The sequence below is a fragment of the Mycobacterium rhizamassiliense genome (assembly GCF_900157375.1).
Classification (GTDB): Bacteria; Actinomycetota; Actinomycetes; order Mycobacteriales; family Mycobacteriaceae; genus Mycobacterium; species Mycobacterium rhizamassiliense.
The window spans coordinates 3,011,138-3,030,884 of sequence record NZ_LT721901.1; the positions used below are offsets into that span (position 1 = coordinate 3,011,138).

The 19,747-nt window shown below is 66.5% G+C and carries 19 protein-coding genes and 1 pseudogene; 12 read left to right on the forward strand and 8 right to left on the reverse strand.

The window, feature by feature from the left end; all coding sequences use genetic code 11:
- Nucleotides 1–65: 65 nt before the first annotated feature.
- Nucleotides 66–827, reverse strand: coding sequence for an SDR family oxidoreductase (locus MRAB57_RS14810; protein ID WP_077079657.1), 762 nt, complete (start codon nt 825–827; stop codon nt 66–68).
- A 175-nt stretch (nt 828–1,002) separates the two neighbouring features.
- Between MRAB57_RS14810 and MRAB57_RS14815 the strand changes: the two genes are divergently transcribed.
- From MRAB57_RS14815 to MRAB57_RS14850, 8 genes are read left to right on the forward strand one after another with little or no spacing between them, the layout of a single operon-like run.
- Nucleotides 1,003–2,001 carry a dihydrodipicolinate synthase family protein gene (locus MRAB57_RS14815; protein ID WP_245835922.1) on the forward strand — a complete coding sequence of 333 codons (999 nt, stop codon included), beginning with the start codon at nt 1,003–1,005 and terminating at the stop codon, nt 1,999–2,001.
- 15 nt (nt 2,002–2,016) lie between these two features.
- Nucleotides 2,017–3,135 carry an acyl-CoA dehydrogenase family protein gene (locus MRAB57_RS14820; RefSeq protein ID WP_077088046.1) on the forward strand — a complete coding sequence of 373 codons (1,119 nt, stop codon included), beginning with the start codon at nt 2,017–2,019 and terminating at the stop codon, nt 3,133–3,135.
- Nucleotides 3,132–4,127 (forward strand): acyl-CoA dehydrogenase family protein, encoded by a 996-nt coding sequence (locus MRAB57_RS14825; RefSeq protein ID WP_245835923.1) that lies wholly within the window; start codon nt 3,132–3,134, stop codon nt 4,125–4,127. Before MRAB57_RS14820 ends, MRAB57_RS14825 begins: the two co-directional genes overlap by 4 nt.
- Nucleotides 4,124–4,936 (forward strand): enoyl-CoA hydratase/isomerase family protein, encoded by an 813-nt coding sequence (locus MRAB57_RS14830; RefSeq protein WP_077088047.1) that lies wholly within the window; start codon nt 4,124–4,126, stop codon nt 4,934–4,936. The genes MRAB57_RS14825 and MRAB57_RS14830 overlap by 4 nt, the downstream gene beginning before the upstream one ends.
- Nucleotides 4,936–5,676 (forward strand): SDR family NAD(P)-dependent oxidoreductase, encoded by a 741-nt coding sequence (locus MRAB57_RS14835; protein WP_077088048.1) that lies wholly within the window; start codon nt 4,936–4,938, stop codon nt 5,674–5,676. Before MRAB57_RS14830 ends, MRAB57_RS14835 begins: the two co-directional genes overlap by 1 nt.
- On the forward strand, nt 5,673–7,316 hold the full coding sequence (locus tag MRAB57_RS14840; RefSeq protein ID WP_245835924.1) for an AMP-binding protein: 1,644 nt from the start codon (nt 5,673–5,675) through the stop codon (nt 7,314–7,316). The genes MRAB57_RS14835 and MRAB57_RS14840 overlap by 4 nt, the downstream gene beginning before the upstream one ends.
- A gap of 20 nt (nt 7,317–7,336) precedes the next feature.
- Nucleotides 7,337–8,137 (forward strand): acyl-CoA thioesterase, encoded by an 801-nt coding sequence (locus MRAB57_RS14845; protein ID WP_173813936.1) that lies wholly within the window; start codon nt 7,337–7,339, stop codon nt 8,135–8,137.
- Nucleotides 8,134–8,973 carry an enoyl-CoA hydratase gene (locus tag MRAB57_RS14850; RefSeq protein ID WP_077088051.1) on the forward strand — a complete coding sequence of 280 codons (840 nt, stop codon included), beginning with the start codon at nt 8,134–8,136 and terminating at the stop codon, nt 8,971–8,973. The genes MRAB57_RS14845 and MRAB57_RS14850 overlap by 4 nt, the downstream gene beginning before the upstream one ends.
- Before the next feature lie 114 nt (nt 8,974–9,087).
- Here MRAB57_RS14850 and MRAB57_RS14855 read toward each other — a convergent pair whose 3' ends face one another.
- Both MRAB57_RS14855 and MRAB57_RS14860 read right to left on the reverse strand, forming a co-directional pair.
- Nucleotides 9,088–9,795: a tocopherol cyclase family protein gene (locus MRAB57_RS14855; protein WP_245835925.1), complete on the reverse strand. Its 708-nt coding sequence runs from the start codon at nt 9,793–9,795 to the stop codon at nt 9,088–9,090.
- Nucleotides 9,796–10,138: 343 nt separating this feature from the next.
- Nucleotides 10,139–10,750, reverse strand: a complete 612-nt coding sequence (locus MRAB57_RS14860; RefSeq protein WP_083743421.1) for a pyridoxamine 5'-phosphate oxidase family protein — start codon at nt 10,748–10,750, stop codon at nt 10,139–10,141.
- 58 nt (nt 10,751–10,808) lie between these two features.
- Between MRAB57_RS14860 and MRAB57_RS14865 the strand changes: the two genes are divergently transcribed.
- Both MRAB57_RS14865 and MRAB57_RS14870 read left to right on the forward strand, forming a co-directional pair.
- A complete protein-coding gene (locus tag MRAB57_RS14865) occupies nt 10,809–11,471 on the forward strand; it encodes a TetR/AcrR family transcriptional regulator (protein ID WP_077079665.1) in 663 nt (220 codons plus the stop codon).
- Between the two features lie 62 nt (nt 11,472–11,533).
- Nucleotides 11,534–11,668: pseudogene (locus MRAB57_RS14870) on the forward strand (DNA starvation/stationary phase protection protein); the annotation flags it as partial.
- 349 nt (nt 11,669–12,017) lie between these two features.
- Here the strand turns inward: MRAB57_RS14870 and MRAB57_RS29530 are convergent.
- The 4 genes from MRAB57_RS29530 to MRAB57_RS14890 form a co-directional block, all read right to left on the reverse strand.
- The gene (locus MRAB57_RS29530; RefSeq protein ID WP_077082056.1) at nt 12,018–12,350 is read right to left on the reverse strand and encodes a hypothetical protein; all 333 of its coding nucleotides are present in this window, start codon (nt 12,348–12,350) and stop codon (nt 12,018–12,020) included.
- 107 nt (nt 12,351–12,457) lie between these two features.
- Nucleotides 12,458–14,083, reverse strand: coding sequence for a class I adenylate-forming enzyme family protein (locus tag MRAB57_RS14880; RefSeq protein ID WP_077088052.1), 1,626 nt, complete (start codon nt 14,081–14,083; stop codon nt 12,458–12,460).
- On the reverse strand, nt 14,083–15,324 hold the full coding sequence (locus MRAB57_RS14885) for a cytochrome P450 (RefSeq protein WP_077079667.1): 1,242 nt from the start codon (nt 15,322–15,324) through the stop codon (nt 14,083–14,085). Before MRAB57_RS14885 ends, MRAB57_RS14880 begins: the two co-directional genes overlap by 1 nt.
- Before the next feature lies 1 nt (nt 15,325).
- Nucleotides 15,326–16,510 (reverse strand): amidohydrolase family protein, encoded by a 1,185-nt coding sequence (locus tag MRAB57_RS14890; RefSeq protein ID WP_077088053.1) that lies wholly within the window; start codon nt 16,508–16,510, stop codon nt 15,326–15,328.
- Between the two features lie 221 nt (nt 16,511–16,731).
- Between MRAB57_RS14890 and MRAB57_RS14895 the strand changes: the two genes are divergently transcribed.
- Both MRAB57_RS14895 and MRAB57_RS14900 read left to right on the forward strand, forming a co-directional pair.
- The gene (locus tag MRAB57_RS14895; RefSeq protein ID WP_077088054.1) at nt 16,732–17,757 is read left to right on the forward strand and encodes an acyl-CoA dehydrogenase family protein; all 1,026 of its coding nucleotides are present in this window, start codon (nt 16,732–16,734) and stop codon (nt 17,755–17,757) included.
- Nucleotides 17,758–17,761: 4 nt separating this feature from the next.
- Nucleotides 17,762–18,928 (forward strand): acyl-CoA dehydrogenase family protein, encoded by a 1,167-nt coding sequence (locus MRAB57_RS14900; RefSeq protein ID WP_077088055.1) that lies wholly within the window; start codon nt 17,762–17,764, stop codon nt 18,926–18,928.
- Between the two features lie 16 nt (nt 18,929–18,944).
- On the opposite strand, the gene MRAB57_RS14905 is transcribed toward MRAB57_RS14900, so the two are convergent.
- Entirely contained in the window at nt 18,945–19,739 is a 795-nt protein-coding gene (locus tag MRAB57_RS14905) for an SDR family NAD(P)-dependent oxidoreductase (RefSeq protein WP_077079671.1), read from the reverse strand.
- Between the last annotated feature and the right edge of the window lie 8 nt (nt 19,740–19,747).

Below are 19,747 nucleotides of genomic sequence, written 5' to 3' on the forward strand. Positions count from 1 at the left end.
ATCACTTTGTCTCCTTGTGCTGCTTCAGTTTCCGGTCCGGGATTGGCCCGTCGCGGTGGCGGTGGTCAGCTGCTCGCCGGGCGGACGTGGATCACGTCCATCATCACTTCACGGGGCCGGGTGATGACGTCGTGCAGCACGTCAGCGACGGCGGCCGAGGTGAGAAAGTGGGTGCCACTCATTCGGGTCAGGTAGCCGTCGGCTTCCCACAACGGCCAGGCCCTTTCGATGTCGCCCGGGCCGAAGTTCTCGTCGATGCCGGTATCTCCAACCGCGCCGAGGATGACCAGGGTCACCCGGATGCCCTCTCGTCGCAGCTCCTTGCTCATTGCTCCGGTAAAAGCGTTGAGGCCACGCTTGGTGGCGGCATAAAGGGTCATCATCGGCATGTCGTCGAGGGTGATCTCCGACGAGATGTTCATGACGTCGCCGCCGCCGGCCGCGCGCAGCAGCGGGATGGCTGCGCGCGTGGTGTAGATGGGAGCTATCAGGTTGGTGTTGACCGTGACGGCGATGTCCTCGTCGCTGGCTTCTTCGATCAGCCGAATCCGGCTGGCACCTGCGGAGTTGATCAGGACGTCGATGCGGCCGAACTGCGCCGCGATCTGATCGAAGGCGGCGTGAACATCGTGGCTGCTCGTGACATCGGTGACGATCGGGATGGCGTTTGGCCCGGCGACCTCCACGACCTCGTCGAGCAGTAGTTTGCGGCGGGCCAACAGCACTACCTTCGCGCCCTCCTGCGCGAGGCGGATCGCAGTGGCTCGGCCGACGCCCCTCGATGAGCCGGCGATCACGGCGACCCGGCCCTCCATGCTCTGCGACATCAAACTCCTCATGCTTGCCGTCTGCGGCCGTATCGAAATACGCGGATCATGGTGCATCTACTGTGCACTTGTTCCTTGCACGCAATGCACATATGGTTCTACCATGACGCGTACGTGGTAGTCATCACCTGGCCCGAGAAACTCGCGTCGGGCAAAAGTGCAGAAGGAGTCGGTTGTGGTCACAGGTGTCACCGGCAAAGAGGCGAAGGACTGGGCGTCGGAACACCTGTGGGGCAATTGCAGTTCGCTCTACACGCCATTCTGCGGTCTCGACGGCGACGAAATCGACTACGGGGCACTGCGCGCGTTGGTGCGGCACTGCCTGGTCGACCTGGACCAGGACGGTATCTGGCTGACCGGGGGTATCGCCGAATTCTGGTCACTGACCACCGACGAACTCAAAGAAGTAGTCCGGGTCGCGATCGAGGAGGCTCGACGAGTCAAACCCGGCGCGCTGGTGCAGGTGATGTCGAGCACCGATACCGCCAAGCAGGCCGTCGAGCTCACGCTGAACGCCCAAGAGCTGGGCGCCGACATCTGCTACATCCTGACGCCCTATTTCGAGTGCTCGGGCAAGCCCGGAGTGCTGGAATACCTGCGCTATGTCGCCGATCGCACCGACATGCCGCTGGGCTTCTTCAACTCTCACTCGACCGGGCTGATATTGACTCCCGAGGAATGCGTCGAGCTCTACCGTGAGATTCCCGCATTGTGCGGGCTGAAAAACGGGCTGCTCGACGCGCAGCACAGCCTCGCGATCCATCAGCAGGCCCCGGAAATGGTGCTATGGGAAGCGGCCGACGAGGCCGGGATACGGCTAGGGATACCCCACCCGGGAGCGCTCGGTTCGGCGCTCTATCTCTACGAGAAGCCGGGCGCGCTGCTGTTCAGCGAATGGCGAGCGCTGCTGGTGCAACGCGATTTTGAGCGCGCCGACACATTCGCGGCCGACACCGGTTTGACCGCGATGCGCGAGGCGAGCCGCCGCTATCAGTCCCATCCCGCCCGCCCCGGAATGTTCACGCACTGGGGAGCCGGGTTCAAATTCGGCGCCTCGTTGCTCGGCCTCCCCATCGGCGACCATCCCGCCCGGCCGCCGCAGACTGCGTTCCCCGACGACCTCAAGCCGCCGATCCGTCAGGCCTATGTCGCCTCTGGGTTCATCGAGTCCTGAGAACGGGGGGTTATTGTGGAGGTGCGCGATTTTCGCGCCGGAGTTCGGGGCTGGATCGACCAGGTTGGCGAGTCGTTGGTCCCTGGGCTCGAGGACCAAAGTGTCGAGGCCCAGCTGAACCACCAACGACGAGTTCAGCGGCTGCTGTTCGACGCCGGCTGGATGCGCTGGGGATGGCCGACGCGGATCGGTGGCCTAGGCGGCTCGCCTATCCTGCGCGCCGTCCTCGGCGAGGAGCTCACTAGCCGAGCGCTGGTGCACACCACGTCCTGGTCGATGCATGAGGTGCTCGGGCCCGCGGTGGCCGAGTTCGGTCGACCCGAACTGGTCGAGGAGATCTTTCCGCTGCTATTGCGCGGCGAGGAATTCTGGTGCCAGGGCTTCTCCGAGCCCGAGGCGGGCAGCGACCTGGGATCGATGCGGACTACCGCGCGCCCCCGCAGTGACGGCTGGGTGATCAACGGCGAGAAATTGTGGACCAGCTGGGCTCACCATGCCACCCGGTGTATCGTGCTGGCCCGCACCGGCGACGCCGGGTCGCGCGGCATCAGCGCCTTTCTGGTGGACATGGACACACCGGGGGTGACCGCGAGCCCACTGGAAACGATGGCCGGCGTCGACGAATTCTGCTCGACGTCGTTCATCGGCGTCGAGGTTCCCGCGGAGCGCCTGCTCGGAGAGCTCGACGCCGGCTGGCGGGTCGCACAGTTCATCTTGTCGTGCGAACGCGGCCCGATCTTCTGGCAGCGCGGCGCCTGGCTCGCCTACCATCTCGGTCTGCTCCTTGACACCGCACACGACGGCGCGTCCGCGTCGGCACTCGGCGAGGCCTGTCAACTGCTGTGGGCCTTCCGCGCCACCTCGAAGAGCACCCAGGACCGCATCGCTGCCGGTGATCTGCCCGGTGCTGAGGCCTCGGTGGACAAGATCATGATTGCCGCCGCCGACCAGGCCGTGTTCGACGTGGCGCGCGATCTGCTGGGAGGCGAAATAGAAACCAGTGACACCGCGCGCAGCCGGGCGTGGCGCCGCGAGTGGGCGTACTCGCGTGCGGCCACCATCTACGGGGGCACCAGTGAAATTCAGAAAGACATCGTGGCGTCGCGGCTGCTTGGATTGCCGAGAAGCGCGTGACTGAAGCCCACACCATCGACGCCGCGGAGCGGACGCTGATGGCGACGACGCTGCGCGGACTGGCCGAGGAGCTCGACGGGACCGAGCTTGCACAGGCGCTCGATGCGTTTGGGTTCGCCGACCTGCTCGCCGAGGCGCCCCGCGATGCGGTGTCGGCGCTGTTCACCGCGCTCGGGCGAGCCGGATCGATGTCGACGTCGCTGCAGGATGTGCTGCTGCAGCCACTGGGCGAATACCTGCCGATGTCGACAACAGATTGCAATGTCGTGCTGCCCGGCATCGATGCCGACCTGGTCGGCGCGACCGACGGCGAGCCGCTGGCGGTGCGCGGCCTGGTCATCGGGGCGCGCCCGGCCCCAAGGTATCTGGCACCGGTCGCGATCCGCGGTGAGCTGGTCTGGATTGACCTGCAGGAGTCCTCGGGTATCTCGACGCGGCGGATCGATGGTCTTGATCCGGCATTGGCGATGATGGAAGTCACCGGCCTCGACGTGCTGCCCGACGTGATCCTGGCCGGCAAGCAGGCCGTTGCGGCCTGGGATGCGGTGGCGACGGCAGGCCGGCTCGCACTGGGATACCAGATCGTCGGGGCAGTCGGGCAGATGATCGACCTTGCGGTCGACCATGCCTGCAGCCGCGTGCAATTCGGCCGGCCCATCGGCTCCTTTCAAGCGGTTCGCACTCGGCTGGCCGACGCACACGTCGCTCGCGAGGGCGCCGTCGCGGCCCTCGCACTGGCCTGGGACGCCGACGATGCCGTTTTGGCGGGTTTGCTGGCGAAATCGTTGGCGGGGCGTGCGGCGCGAATCGCCGCCACCCAGTGTCAGCAGGTGCTAGCCGGCATCGGCTTCACCGCCGAGCATCCCTTCCACCGCTTCTTGGCCCGCGCGCTGGTGCTGGATTCGGTGCTGGGTTCGGCCCGCGAACTGCCCACGGTGATCGGCGCCCATTTGATTTCGGCCGGGACGATCCCCCGGCTGGTAGATCTGTGAGCGGCGGCGATCCGTCCCGCACGGATGCGCATCCGGCCGTCGTCGTCGACCGTCTCGGGTCGGTGGCGCGCGTGACCTTGGCACGGCCCGAGAAGGCCAACGCCATGGACGGCGAGATCACCGATGCCCTGCTTGCGGCGGTCGTTGCGCTGCGTGACGACCCTGATGTGCACGCGATGGTGCTGACCGGCCAGGGCGCCGCGTTCAGCGCCGGCGGGGACTTCGAGACCATCCGCGCGATGCGCGAGGACCGCCGTATGCGCGAGACCGTGCTCGCCGCCCACCAGGAGCTGTTCTGGGTCATGACGCGCTTGCCGTTTCCGACCGTCGCCGCCGTCAATGGCGCCGCGGTCGGGGCCGGCGTCACGGTAGCGCTGCTGTGCGACCTGGTCGTGATGGCCGAAGACACTTTCCTCAGCGACCCGCGGGTCTCGCTGGGACTGCTCGACGGCGCCGGCGGGTTGGTGCTCTGGCCGCTGCTGACCAGCCTGTCCGCCGCCAAGGAACATCTACTCCTGGGAGACCGGGTCAGCGGCATCGAAGCCCACCGCCTGGGGCTGGCGAACCGCACGGTTCCCGCATCCGACGTGTTGGAGGAGGCGCTGCAGCTGGCTGAGCGCCTCAGCGCGCTCCCGCCGCAGGCCGTCCGGCAGGCGCGCCAGCTGCTGAACTCGCATATAGATCGGGTCGCCGCGATCCTGCCGCACTGTGCCCGCGCGGAAAGCGAGTGTTTTGACACCGAGGAGCATCGCGTCCTGCTGGAGCGGCTGAGCGCACGAGTGGCAGCCAAGAACGCGAGGACCCCGTAATGGGCCGTGTCGCATTGGTGACGGGCGGAACCCGGGGTATAGGTCGTGCCATCACCGACCGGCTAGCGCACTCCGGTGTCACGGTGGCCGCCGCGTACGCCCGCGATGCCGCCGCCGCGCACGCGGTGCACGACGACGCTGCGCGGTGTGGGGCCACCGTCACCCTGCATCAGGCGGATGTCGGCGAGCCGGCTTCCTGTCAGAGCCTGGTCGCCGAGGTTCTCGAGCAGCATGGGCGGCTGGATTATCTGGTCAACAACGCCGGGATGGTCAACGAGCAACGGCTCAGCGAGGTCAGCCCCGAGGACTGGAACCGACAGGTCGCGGTGAACCTGTCGTCGGCGTTCTTCCTCAGCCAGGCTGCTCTGGCGCACATGACCCAGCAGCATTTCGGGCGGGTGGTCAACATCGGCTCGGTCACGGCGCTGCTGGGCAGTCCGGTGCAGGTCGCGTACGGCGCCGCCAAGGGCGGCATCGTCGGCCTCACCAGATCCTGCGCTCGCGCCGTCGCGCGCAAGGGCATCACCGTGAACTGCGTGATCCCCGGCAGCTTCGACACCGACATGTCGGCCGAGCTGGTGTACACCGACCGGGATGCGGTGACGTCGATGATCCCGGTCGGGCGCTGGGGTCGTCCCGAGGAGCTGGCGCACGCTGTCGCGTTCCTGCTCGACGACCTCGCCTCCTATGTCACCGGGGCGGTCCTGACCGTCGACGGCGGGATGAGCATGGGCGGATGAGGATGAACCGAACTCGACTGACGGCGACCGATATCGTCGCGCCGCCGGTCGCCCCGGACCGCCTCGCGGAATACCGACGCTTCGGCTACATCAGCGACCAGACGATGTCTGCGTCGGTCGTCCGCGCTGCCCGTCAGTGGGGTTCGCAGCCGGCCGTCATCGAAGGCGGCCATCAGCTGACCTATCAGGAGCTGCTCGAGGTAGTCGAACGCGCCGCCGCGTGGCTGGCCGGAGCCGGTATCGGCCCCGGTGACGTGGTCTGCTGGCAGACCCCGAACTGGTGGGAAGCCCACGTGCTGGGCCTGGCGGTCTGGCATGCCGGCGCGGTGAGCTGCCCGATCGCCCCGTTCTACCGGGAACACGAGCTGCGCCAGGTCATCCAGCAGGTACGGCCGGCCGCGGTGGTAACCGCCGAGACGTTTCGCGGCTTCGCCCACGCCGAAGCGTTCGACGACCTGCTCGCCGGGGCCGGTCTCGGCGACGCTGCCCGCGTCCTGCTGCGCGGAACCCGGCCGGGCTGGTCGCCGTTCGACGTGGTCGTCTCGCACGGTCGGCGCCAAGAATCCGCCGCCGTCGGGGCCGATGATCCCTGCCTGATCCTCTTCACTTCCGGGACCACGTCGGGTGCCAAGGCCGCAGTGCACTCGTCGCGCACCTTGCTCGCCGAAACCCGCCAGCTGGCCGATGCGTGGGGCCTGTCCTGGGAGGACGTCGCCTACATGGCCGCCCCGTTGCAGCACATCACCGGCGTGCTCAACGCGATGACCATCCCGCTGCAGGTTGGCGCCTCCGCGGTGCTGGCCGACCGATGGGAAGCCGATGTGGCAGTCGCCGACATCGTGCGTCACCGGGTGACCTATTCGGCCGGGGCGACGGTATTCCTGCAGGAATTGACCGAAGCCGCGCGCGCCGCCCGCGTGCACCTGCCGTTGCGGATGTTCGCCTGCGGCGGGGCGGCGGTGCCGCGCGCGGTCATGGAACGCAGCGAAGAGCAGGGAATTCCGGCCGCGCGAGTCTACGGGATGACCGAGCTTCCGACAGTGACGGTGATGAACCGCGCTTATCCATTCGACCTGCGCGCGGAGACCGATGGCGCCATCGCCCCTGGGGTGCAGGTCCGGGTCGTCGGGACGGATGGCGAGCCGCTGGCCGCGGGCTGCGCAGGCGAGCTGTTGGTGCGCGGACCCGAGCAGATGCTGGGCTACCTCGACCCTGCGGCCAACCGGGCTGCCCTCGACGACGCGGGCTGGTTCTCCACTGGGGATGTCGGCCTCGTCGATGGTGCCGGCTACGTCACCATCACCGGGCGGGTCAAGGACGTGATCAACCGCGGCGGCGAGAAGTTCTCTGCCCGCGACATCGAAGACCTGCTCCTCACGCACCCCGCAGTGCGTCACGCGGCCGTAGTACCCGGACCCGACGCCAGATTCGGTGAGGTGCCGGTGGCGTTCATCGTGTTCGACCAGCCGGGCCAAGCATCCGTCGACGACCTGTCCCGTCACCTGCACGCCACCGGACTGGCACGCCAAAAGACCCCCGTCGCATGGCATTTCGTGGACGCTTTGCCGATGACACCGTCGGGCAAGGTCAAGAAGTTCGAGCTGGTCGCAACGGCGAACACCGCAGAGAGGCTGGGATGAACCTCGATCAATTTCGCGCCATGCTCACCCTGAGTGACGACACCGAGGGCCGCACGGTGCTGCCCGTCCCGGACCCGAGCGTCGAGCGGATCTTCGGCGGACAAATCATGGCTCAGCTCATCGCAGCCGCCGCACCGCCGGGATCGGCCAAAGCGGTGAAGTCACTGCAAATCGCGTTCCCTCGCGCCGGACGCGCCACTGACCCGCTGTACCTGGACCTGGAACAAACCCACGACGGGCGCTCGCTGGGGTATCGGCGCGCTGTCGCGTGGCAGGGCCAGGAGTCCGCCCGCCGGGTGATCGCGACCGCGTCAATCCTCGTCGACCGCGCCGACGACGGATACGACTATCAGTACAGCGCCGCCGCGGCCGGTGATCCGATGGACGCCAAACCCATTGACTTCGCAGTGATCCCGGGCGAAGCCCGCTTGATCGGCGACGGTCTGGATGTCGAGGATGCCGCGGCCGCGGAGTTCGGGTTCTGGATGCGCTGCCCCGACTTCACCGATACCACGCTTGCCCAACCCGTCATCGCCTACATCTCGGACTGGCCGCTGATCGGCACCCTGCTCAAAGCGGTGCCCGGGGTCAGCCAGCGCGACGCCCATGTCAGCGTCCAGACCGGCGTCGTGACGCATTCGGTGTGGTTTCACCAGCCGTTCGACGTCGCGCAGTGGCTGCGGGTGCAGATCCACGGCGTGCGATTGGCCCGTGGACGCGGCTTCGCCACCGGAGACGTGTACACCCAGACCGGATCACACGTGGCGTCCTTCGCGCAGGAAAGCGTCATTAGGACCCCACCGAAAGGAATGCAGCCATGACAGCTCAACACTTCGTCCGTTACGACGTCGACGACCGGGTCGCGGTCATCACCCTGGACCGCCCCGACGCCGCCAACGCCCAAACCCCGGGCATCCTCAAAGATCTCGATGACGCCTGGCGGCGCGCCGACGAAGACCCCGAGGTCCGGGTCATCGTTCTGCAGACCACCGGTAAGCACTTCTCCGCCGGGCACGACATGTCGGGCACCGATCCGTCGGCCGACGGGCGCAGCCTTAGTCCGCAACGCTCCGACGGCAAGCTGCTAGCTGACACCTACTACGACTGGGAGACCCGCGGCTACCTCGAGTACGCGAAGCGCTGGCGCGACATCCCCAAGCCGTCCATCGCCGCGGTGCAGGGCAAGTGCATCGCGGCCGGGTTGATGCTGTGCTGGCCGTGCGACCTCATCGTCGCCGCGGACAACGCGCAGTTCTCCGACCCGGTCGGACTGATGGGCATCATGGGCGTCGAATACCACGCTCACACTTGGGAACTCGGGCCCCGCAAGGCCAAGGAGATGCTGTTCACCGCCAGTTCGGTGAGCGCCGAGGAGGCACTGCGCTGCGGGATGGTCAACCACGTCGTACCGCTGGACGACTTGCGTTCGGCCACAATGGATCTCGCACACCGCGTCGCGCAAACCGATCCCTGGGCGCTGCGGATGGCCAAGCGTGCGGTCAACCACACCCTGGACACCATGGGCTTCTCGACCGCGATCGCGTCATGCTTCGACATGCATCATCTCGGACACACCCGGGCGTTGGCCGCGACCGAGGGGAAGACCGTCGTGATGGCCAACCTGAAACGGATGAAGGCCGCGGGCCGCGGAAAGTGAGCCTGCGCGCTGGCGATGCTGTCGACGCCCGGACTGGGTGGGACCAACTCAGCACCCGACCAGCCGCGACCGCTCGGCGGACTCGTAGCGGCGCCGCGCCCAGCCAGGACTCACTCACGAACGGTCTGGCAAGCTCCCCACTTCCAGCCCTGCCAGTTCGGAGGTGCCCTCGAACACCACTCGGCCGAACTCGCGCACGACACAATGAAGGCGGCCAGCCAGGTGTTCGACGGCAGCGCCGACGTTGCGTCGCTCGGCGGGGAGTGGCACGGGAAGGTCGTGCGGTTCGAGCCCTGTGCCGTCGCCGTCGAGATCGATCTGGTACCGCAGCGACTTGGCTCGTACGGTCCAGCGGCCGGAGCCGACTTGCGAGCGCACCTGGGCCGGTGGCGCGATGCGGATCACGCGGTCACCGAGCCGCACGACCACCAATCCGGCATCTCGGCGGATCGGCCCGAGTTGCACAAGGCCCCCGGTGAACGCCACCGACACGTCGGCGCCACCGAAATCGTGTGCCTGGCCCCACCACCAGCGTTCAGGGAAGCCCGGGCCCCAGTTCTTCTCCGCATAGAGTGTGGCGGCGTCAAACGACCAGTGTTCGCCGCCGCATTCGACGGTCCCGGTAGCTGTGCCGCCGAGGCGGTAGGGATGCCAATACTGGTTGAGCCACGGGATCGATGAGATGAGCCCACCGCCAGCGAAGGCCTTCGGCCACGCGTACGAATTGGCGAATCTCAGCTCGAGGCGGGTGTCATCAAGGTCGATACGGAGCCGATCGACGTCTGCAGTAACCGCGTTAAGTGGGGTAGTCCCGGCGCTCAACGCGAATCGTGACTGCGCGGCACGCGCCCCGTCCAGAACGGCGGTCCGCAGGATTCCACCCGGGTGCAAGCCGACCGCGACGGTGGCCCAGTCTCCGTCTGGATGCTGGTTCACGCTGCACAGCGCCACAACGACGCGACCGGACGCAGAATCGGTGAGCCGCCAAAACCAGCCCTCCATCTCGCCACCGTGCCAAGGCACAGGGTCGCCGAACGGTACGTCCGCTCCTGTTCGCCGATACGTGGCAATCAGTCGATGCCCCGCCGCGCTCAGCGTCGTTGGCCCGCTGAACTCCGGGCGTGTGCAGTCTTGGCCGGCCTGGTCGTCTTGAATGGTCATCGGGTTAGGAATTGGTCACCGGGTCGGGAGCGTCCCAGGGCATTGACGCCGAGACCCAGTGGGTCAGTTCCTGCTGGTTGTTGCTGTGCAAGTGTCGCGGCGGCGTCACGAACGTCGCGTAGGGCCGGCAGCGCACCAGCACCCGGCCTTCCTGCTCTGCGACAGCTTTGACCGCGGGGCGCATCTCCGCTGGCACTGGGTCACCCGACATGCGTTCAGCCACTGCCATCATCACGTCGACGAGGGTTTCCTCGTCGTCGTCGATCACGGCCTCGCAGTAGACCTGGAGGTAGGCGAACGGCCAGGTCTCGTCGAGTACACAGAGGCTGACTTTGCCGTTTCGGGCCACTGCTTTGGCCTTGGCTCGCTCGGCCATGGTCGCCACCAGCAGGTCGCCGTTGTCGTCTGGTACGTAGTAGACGATCGACATCGCCGGGCCGTCCGATCGCCGGCCGTAACCGAATACACAGGTCCGGTGGGTCTGAACGAATAGCCGCCGCTCCGAGGGCAACATGTCGCGATCCGTCGGCGCCTGGAACGGATCTTTCGATAGCGGCAACAGACGTGCCGATGTGCCAACTCGGTACTGGTTCGTGGTCTCAGGGGCAGTGCTCATCGAATTAACCTTCCATACCGTTATTATCGATTGATAATAACGGTATACACTTCGAACCATGGAACGCAAGACCCCAATGCCGACCAAGGTGCGCCTGCGTCGGGCCAGGACCGACATCCGGCGGGACTTGCTGGAGTCGGCACTGGTCGAGTTCGGAGCCAAGGGCTTCGACGGAGCGTCGACACGTGCCATCGCGCTGCGCGTGCAGGCGCATCAGCCGCAGATCAACTACCACTTCGAGTCGAAAACCGCGCTGTGGATGGCCGCGGTGGATCACCTCTTCGGGCTGCTGCGGGAGGCATTCGACGGCGTCCTACCCGCGGCGCTCACCGGCGTCGACGTGTCGGCGCTGGCTGCGGCGTTCGCCGAAGGGATACGTCGATTCGTGGCATTTGCCGCCGAGCACCCGGAGCTCAACCAGATCATGGTGCATGAGGGCACCGCGGAGACCGACCGGTTGAAGTGGATGACCGAAACGCACGTAAAGCCTTTCTTCGACGGGATCCGACCGGCCTGGCAGGTACTTCGCAAGGCTGGCATTGCTGCACCTATCGACAACGAAATCCTGTACTACGTGCTCATTGGCGCGGCATCGTTGCCCTACGTCAATGCGCCCGAAGTCCGCCTTCTCACCGGGCGGGATCCCAACAGCCCCAACTGGATTCGGGCTCACGCCGACGGATTGGTTGCCATTCTGCTGCCGGGACTGGCCGCCGGCTGATGCCTGCGTAGGGATGGCCGGCGTGCCGCGCTCGCGCCTTCCCGATTTACCCGGGAGACCACACGGTCGACACCATCCATAACGTGCATGACGCCGTCGACGCCGACGACCTCAGCACGAGCGATCTGCTCCACGAGATCGTCGACTCGCTGGAGAAGCTCGCTTGGATGATCAAGTCCGAGAACCGCAAGATTTAACGCGGCAAGACGGCGCCGCGGCTGACCCGAATCCGTTGGGGCCCAGCCAGGGTCGACGCCGCCGGACCTAGCGGCGAGGACTCACTAGCCGGGTGGCGTTGCGGGTGGTGAGTGCCCGCCAGCTGTCGTTGGCAGGCTGACGGGCTCGGTCGATCGATGCCAGCCGGGCATGTCGGCGACGCCCATGCCGACAGGCTAGTGAGGGCGAAAGCGCACTGCGCCACGGTGCGCACATGCCTGCCCGCAAACGGTAAAGTCCGGCAGCTGTGGCCATAGGCCGCAAGGGCGGTTTGAAGGGCGGTCTGTCAGGTCGTCGATCTTGGCGTCGATAGCGGCTTTCTTGACCGCGTCAATGCCCTTCTCCTTGCGGTTGGTTGGCTATAAAACACTGGACTCGGGCAACGGCATCGTTCGGCTTGACTCCCATATTCACTAACCTCAGAGCTACTTGGTCCGGGGGCACGCCAGAATTGAGATCCGTTGCGATGACATGAATGCTGGGAAACCAATCTTCAGCACTTACCCCCGGCGGCGGGGGCTTCGCGTCGCCCCCTAGGCATTGAACGTAACCATTGATGCCAGTGTCAGCGTGAGCAGACGACGCCGCCGTCAGCACGACCAGGGCGACGAGCAAGACGGCGATGGCCACGCCGACCGCCGCAGCGACATAGATGGAACGTATGCCCATACAGACCCAGCTATCGATGGGTAACTGCCCTCCAGTCGTTTGCTGGCCGGTTGGCAGAATCCGCCGGAGCCACCGCGGGTGTTCGCGCGCGAAACTGACTTTCAAACTGACCCACCACCCAACAGCCCGACAAGGCCCTGGCGGTCGAGTTTGCCGGTGGGCAACATCGGTAGCTCGCTCTCGGCGAGGATCGCGATCACCGTCGGCACCTTGAACCCCGAGAGGTTGGCGCGGGCATGCGCGGCGACGGCGTCGGTGGATAACTGGGCGCTGTGCGTGGGCACGACGGCGGCTCCGACGACCTCGCCGCGAACTGGATGGGGCAGGGCGACGACGAAGCTGTGCAGCACGCCGGGCATGGCGTCCAGGACCGATTCGACCTCTGCCGGTGAGACATTGGACCCCGCGGTTTTGATCAGGGTACTGGCGCGACCGGTGAAGTGCAGATGCCCGGCGTCGTCGAACCATCCACGGTCCCCGCTGTCATACCAACCGTCGTCGGTGAACACCTCGTGGCGTTCCTGCTTGTAGATCCCGCTCATCAGGATCTGGCCGCGGACCTGGATCTGCCCCTCCTGCCCGGGCGGCAGCTGAACGCCTGCGGTGTCCACGATCCGGTGCTGCACCAGCCCGGGCAACGGGATCCCGAAGGAGCCGCGCCGTGTCTGCGGCAGCGGGGTGTCGGGCACCTCGACCATGGTGTGCGGGCCGCCGGTCTCGGTCATGCCGAGCAGGTTAGGGGTCAGCTCGGGTTCGCTGGGCCGCTGTTCGGGCGGCAGCGCCTGCAGCATGGTGCCGCCCCGGACGCTGGACAGGTCGCGCTTGGCGAAGTCGGGGTGATCGGCCATGGCCTGACTGGCCTGCGCCCAGCACGAGATGAAGGTGGCCCGCTCCCTTTCGAGCAGCGCCAGTGTGGCACCGGGTTCAAAAACATCTTGGGCCAGGATCGCGGCTCCCGTCGAGAGTGCCTGCAGGACAACCATGGTCAGTCCGCCAACCCAGAAAAATGGCATGGGGGAGTAGATGCGATCGACGGAGGTGACGCCGCGGTGGCGGGCCAGGATGGCCGCGTGACGCACCAGGCTGCCATGGGTGTGTGCCACAGATTTCGGTAGCGCCGTGGTCCCAGACGTCGTCACCAGCACGAGCTCGTCGGCAGGTCCGACCTCCTGTTCGGCCGGACCGGTCAGCGGCGCGACGGGGCCAGTGCTGCCCGGCCACGGCGTTGTCCACTCCCGGTCGCAGTCGGGCCAGACATGCACCCGCCGGAAGTAGGGGACAGCTTCGAGGGCGATCGCCGCGTTGCCGTCGGCCAAGCCCGGTAGCGCATCGGCGACTCGGGTGACCAGATCGTGGCCTGCAATCGAGGGGCCCATCAAGAGCACCTGGGTGTCGGTGTGGCGCAGCAGTCTGGCGAGTTCGACGCCCGGGGCGAAGGTCGACAACGGGACGGTAAGCGCGCCGATGCGTGCGGCGGCCAGCCACGCGATGAGCCACTGGGCGCAGTTGGGGAACAAGATGCCGACGCGGGTCCCCTTGCCCACGCCCGACGCTAACAGCGCATCCGCCAGTGTCCTGGACTGCGCGTCGGCCTCGGCGAAACTCAGCCGCTCGGAGTCGGTGACCAGGAACTCGCCGTCAGGCTCGGTGCGCCGCAGTGCCAGCAGCTCGGGGACGCTGCCCGGCAGCCCGGGGAATGCATCCGCCGCGGTCTGCGCCGCGGCCATCAGCCGACGTGCACCGGGATGTGCGAATAGCCGGCCACATTGGACATCGTCACTCGCCGCAAACCGTCGGTGTCCACCGTGAACCGCGGCCACTGCTCGCGGATCGCGTGCAAGGCGACTCGTGTCTCGAGTCGCGCCAGCCAGGAGCCCAGGCAGCTGTGGGCGCCGTATCCGAAAGCGAGGGTGGTAGAGCCTCCCCGTTTGATGTCGAACGCGTCGGGCCGATCGTAGGCCCGCGGGTCACGCGTCGCGGCGCCGGTGACCAGCAGGGTGGGCGATCCAGCCGGGATGGTGCCCCCTTCTAGCACGACCTCTCGGGTGGCGAACCGGCCCTGATACTGCGAAGGCGGGTTGAGGCGCAGCATCTCCTCGATCGCGCCGGGGATCAGTCCGGGATCGGCGAGCACCAATTCCCATTGATCGGGATTGTGGTGAAAAGCCATGGTGCCGTTGCCAATTAGCTTGGTAACCGTTTCACTGCCCGCCGCCGCTATCAGCACCGCGAACGTGGCGATGTCCTCGTCGGTGAGCCGGTGCGTCACCCCGGTCTCGTCCTCGTAGGTCGCGGTCACCAACCTGCTGATGATCAGGTCGTCGGGCTGGCGCCGCTTCTCCTTGGACAGGGCCAGGAAGTAATCGTTCATCGCAAACGAGTCCGCCACGCCGCTCTCAGTGGCGAAGGGGTTGTTCTCCTCGCGGTGCAGGAATCCGTCGGTCCACAGCCGGATCTGCTGGCGCTCTCCAGGGGGGACGCCGAGCATCGAGGAGATGATTTCGACCGGGAACAGCGCCGCGAAGTCGGCCACAATGTCGAAATCATCTCTGCCACTTAGGGCGTGGACGTAGGAGGTGACGACGTCGGTCACCAGTGGCTCCAGGTTGGCGATAGCCGCCTTGGTGAACACCTGGCGTACCAGCTTGCGCAGCCGTTCATGTTCGGGCGGATCCATGATGATCAGCATGTTGGTGTCGAACTGGTGTCGCATCGACAGTGCGTCCAGAGTGACACCGTAGGAGCTGCTGAACGTCTCCCAATCGCGGTGGGCGGCAACGACATCCTCGTGACGGGTCAGCGCGTAGAAATCCCAGCGCTCGCTGTAGTACACCGGCGCCTCGTCGCGCATCCAACGGTAGGTCTCATAGGGGTCGTCGAAGAAGCTGTCGGAGTACGGATTGAACTCCATAGCGGAGCCGTCCTCGCGTGGCTTGGTGGCCGATCCCGCACCGTGGTCAGTCGACATCTCAGGCGTCTACCCGCATCATGTTCGACAGGGTGCCGCCCATCACCATGGCGACCTCGGCGTCGCTCAGCTCCGGGTGACGGTCGGGGTAGCTGAGCGGATCGGCCAAGCCCTCTGGATGCGGGTAGTCCGAGCCGAAGAACAGGTGATCGATCGGCACCAGCTTCGCGAGTTCGGCCACGTTCTCCTCCCAGAAGGGATTGAAGTAGATGCAGCGATGGATGGCCTCCACGGGATCTTCGCTGTAGAGCTGCGGCATCTTCTTGCGGGTGTCCCTGAGGTTCTCCAGCAGCCGGGGCAGCCAGGTAGTCCCGTTCTCCACCATGCCGATCCGAAGCTCGGGAAACCGTGTCAGCAGTCCGTGGCAGGCCAGCGCCGCGACCGCATCCTCGGCCGGGTTGCGGGCCAGGCTGTAGTAGGAGCGGAACGGCGACGGCTGGAACGGCCGGAACTCGCCGGAACCCTCCCAGTCGTTGGCGTATCGGGAATACCCGCTGTCGGAGGCGTGCATGATGACCAGCACGCCGGTCTCGACGACCCGCTTCCAGAAGGGGTCGAATTCGGGCAACGCGAATGACCGCGGGCCGTGCAGCCCGGGTACCGGCGCCGGCCGGATGAGGATGGCGCGTGCACCGCGCTCGACCACCCAGTTCAGTTCGTCGATGGCCTTCTCCACGATCGGCAAGGTGATGATCGGCGTGGTGAAGATGCGGCCCTTGTAGTCGAATTGCCAGGTCTCGTGCAACCACTGGTTCAGAGCGTGAATGATCGTGTGCGTCGCCTCGGGGTGCTCACGGAAACGTTCTTCCACCAGGCTTGCCAGCGTCGGGTACATCATCGACTTGTCGATGCCCTGTTCGTCGAGCAGCTCCAGCCGGGGCGCCGGTTCACGCATCGCGGGGGTTGCCTCGATCGCTTTGCCCAGAATCTCGCGGTGCGATTTGCCTTCGGGGTTGCCGTTGTGGAAGTAGTCCTCCTGGGCTCCCGGTGCGGCGACCTTGTCGAAAGTCGGGTTGGGGATGTACTCGCTGATCTGTCCTAGGGTCGCGATCTTGGTGCGTCCGTCGACTTCGACGTACCTGATCGCGCCGTGGTATTCCGGCGGCAGGAACTTGGTGAGCGCATCGCGTGTCTCGTACATGTGGTTATCACCATCGAAGACCAGATAGCCCAATCGCGACGTCATTGAAATCCTCCTCGTGCCTCGCCATACCTGCATTGCAGAATGGCGGCTGCTCAACAGTGCGACAATTAGATGTGCGACTGACTCTAGCATCGAGTGCGTTAAAAGAGGATATGCGTTTACTTTTTCGTCGTGCATCCATCCGTTTGCGGGTAACGTGCCTTCTGTGGCGGCGCTCGCGTGTTGCCGATGTCGAGGGCATTGCGATTGCGAGGAGGAATTAGGTGGATCTATCGCTGACGCGGGAGCATCGCGCTGTCCGCGATGCGTTCGCGGCCTTGTTCGGGAAACAGGCCACGCCACAGCGGGTGCGTAGCGCAGAGCCCTCAGGTTTCGACCTGCTGCTCTGGCGGCACTATGCCGATGTCGGTGCGCTCGGTATCGGAGTGCCCTCAGACTGTGGGGGCGGGGACGGCGGCCTCCTCGAACTGGCATTGGTGGCCGAGGAAGCCGGCCGACGCCTCGCCCCCATCCCGGTCGCCGAGACCGCGGCCGCGGCGCGAGTTCTGGGTCGCCTGCGTGAGAAGGAATTGCTGGGGCCGGTGCTGAGCGGATCGGTCATCGTGTCACTGGCCACCCGGCCCGGCTCGGCCACGCAGCAGTGGTTAGTCGACGGGGCAATCGCTGATGCCGTGCTGGCTCTCGACGGAGACTCCCTGGTCTATGTGAACCGGCCGGACGGCCTGTCCAGGACCGCGCACCGCAACCTCGGCGGGCTATCGCTGGCCCGGTGGGACGTCCCGGGTGCGGCCACGGTTCTCGCCGAAGGCAGCGAGGCGCGCGCGATCTTCGACACCGCGCTCGACGAGGTACGTGTGCTGCGCGCGGCGGCGCTGGTCGGGTTGGCTTCCGAGGCGGTGGGGATCGGTTCCCGGTACGCGGTCGTGCGCGAGGCATTCGGCCAGCCGATCGGAATGTACCAAGCGGTCGCGCATCCGTTCGCCGACGCGGTCACCGGGCTGGATGGCGCCCAGTTGTTGGCCCGTAAGGCCTGTTGGGCAATGGATTCCGCGCAGGACGACGCCGGCGCCTTGGCAGCGATGGCGTTCGTGTTCGCCGCCGAAACGGCCTATCACGCGACGACGCACAGTCTGCACGTCCACGGGGGATACGGGTTCATGGAGGAGTACGACATCCAGCTGTACTACCGCAGGGCCAAGGCATGGGTTGCGGCGTTCGTCGACCCGCGACGCGAGCTGCTCACTGTCGCCGACCGGCGGTTCGGTCCTGTGCCAACCAGAGGTCGGTGACGCGATGGACTTCAGCGAACCTGAGAACTGGGCCCGAATTCGCTGCGAGGCAGAGGAATTCGCGGCCGAGCATGTGACCCGCGACGTGATCGAGCACGAGCGCCGGACCGGCGACGGCGTTGATCGCGCGCTCACCCGGAAGTTGGGGGAGCGTGGCTGGATCGCGTCGGGGTGGCCGGTCGACGAGGGCGGCGCCGGACTGGATCCGTTCGAGGCGGCCGCACTGTGGAACGCATTGCGCAAAGGGGGGGTGCCGACCGCCGGCCCCGGTACGACGATGCTGCCGGCCAACGCGATCCGTGCCGCCGGCTCGGCGGAACTCAAAGCCCGGGTCCTGCCAGGAGTCGCCGCCGGTGAGGTCCTGATTTGTCTGGGGTACACGGAGCCCGCGGGTGGCTCAGATGTGTTCGCCTGCGCGACCCGTTCTCAGCTCGAGGGCGACGAGTGGATTGTCAACGGGCAGAAGATCTTCACGACGTTCGCCCATCTTGCCGACTATTGCTTCCTGCTCACCCGTTCCCAGCCCGGATCGGTGGGACCGCGCGGCCTGACGATGCTGCTTGTGCCGCTGGATACGCCCGGTATCGAGATCCAGGCGGTGCACACCATGGGGCACGAGCGGACCAATATCGTGTTCTACAACGATGTGCGGGTGGCCGATGCGAACCGAGTCGGTGAGGCACACGAGGGCTTCGCGGTGATGCGGGCTGCGCTCGAGGCCGAACAGAATGTTGCCCCTGGGTCGCGGACGGGGTGGGTCGCCGACGATGCACTGGAGTTCGCCCGCACGCACCGCGGACCCGACGGCGCCGAGCTGATCGACGACATCTTGGTCCGCGAACGCCTGGCCCGGATGGCGATGGAAGCCGAGGTGGCTGAGCTGCTGGACCTGCGGGTGGCCTTCCTCGACGCGGAGGGCGACAAGCCGGGTCCGGTCTCGGCGTTGTTCGGGCCGGAAAGTTATGTGCGCGCATCGGCCGCGGCAATCGACATCGCGGGGGCCGCGGGCATGATCGACTGGACCGATCCGCAGAGCGCGGTGGACGGCGCCCTGGACGCGCACTATCGGAGTGCCGTTGCGTCGACGATCTACGGCGGGTCCAGCGAGGTGCTGCGCAGCCTCATCGTGGAGAACCGCCTGGGGTTTCCGCGTAGCCGCCCACGGCGGTGACGAGAAGGCAAGGGGCTCAGAGGAAGTCGCTGCCACCGTCGACGTTGAGGTGGGCGCCGGTCATAAAGGTGTTGTCTGGTGAGGCGCAGAACGCGATGACCGCGGCAACCTCGTGAGGCAGCCCGAGCCGACCGAGGTCCACTGACATGCCGTGACCGCGCCCCAGCAGTCCGAAGGCACCCACGGGGTCATTCGTCGCGATCCCGGCGGAGGCGAGCACCGGTCGCGCCCAATCGGTGAGGATCGGACCGGGGGCGACGGCGTTGACCAAGATGGCATCGCCGGCGAGACTGCGGGCGAGATTCTTGGTCACGCTGAGTAGCGCGCTCTTGGCCGCGGTGTAGCTCACCAACCCCGCCGACTGGTGCTGCACCGACATCGCCGTCACGTTCACCACCCGGGCCCATTCCGCGGCTCGCAGCAGCGGCAAGGCCGCACGCACACACCGCACCGCGGACAACACCCCCTGGTCGAATGCCGCTGTCCACTGCGCGTCGCCCAGGTCCTCAAAGCGACCGGCGCCCGTCGGACCGGCGGCATTGACCAGCACGTTGAGCGCACCCCAGCGCACGCCAACCGTGGCAAAGACGGTGTCGACGTCGGAGGCCGAACTCAGATCCGCGGTCAACGTCAGCACGTCCGGACTGCCGGCGTCCGCCAATGTCATGGCGGTCTCCTTCATCCGGGCGTCGTCTCTGCCGATGACGCCGATCCGCGCGCCCTGTTCGGCCAGGCACACTGCGGTCGCCAGCCCGATGCCACGAGTGCCCCCCGCGATCACCGCGGTGGCATCGGCGAACCCAAGATCCACGATCGTCG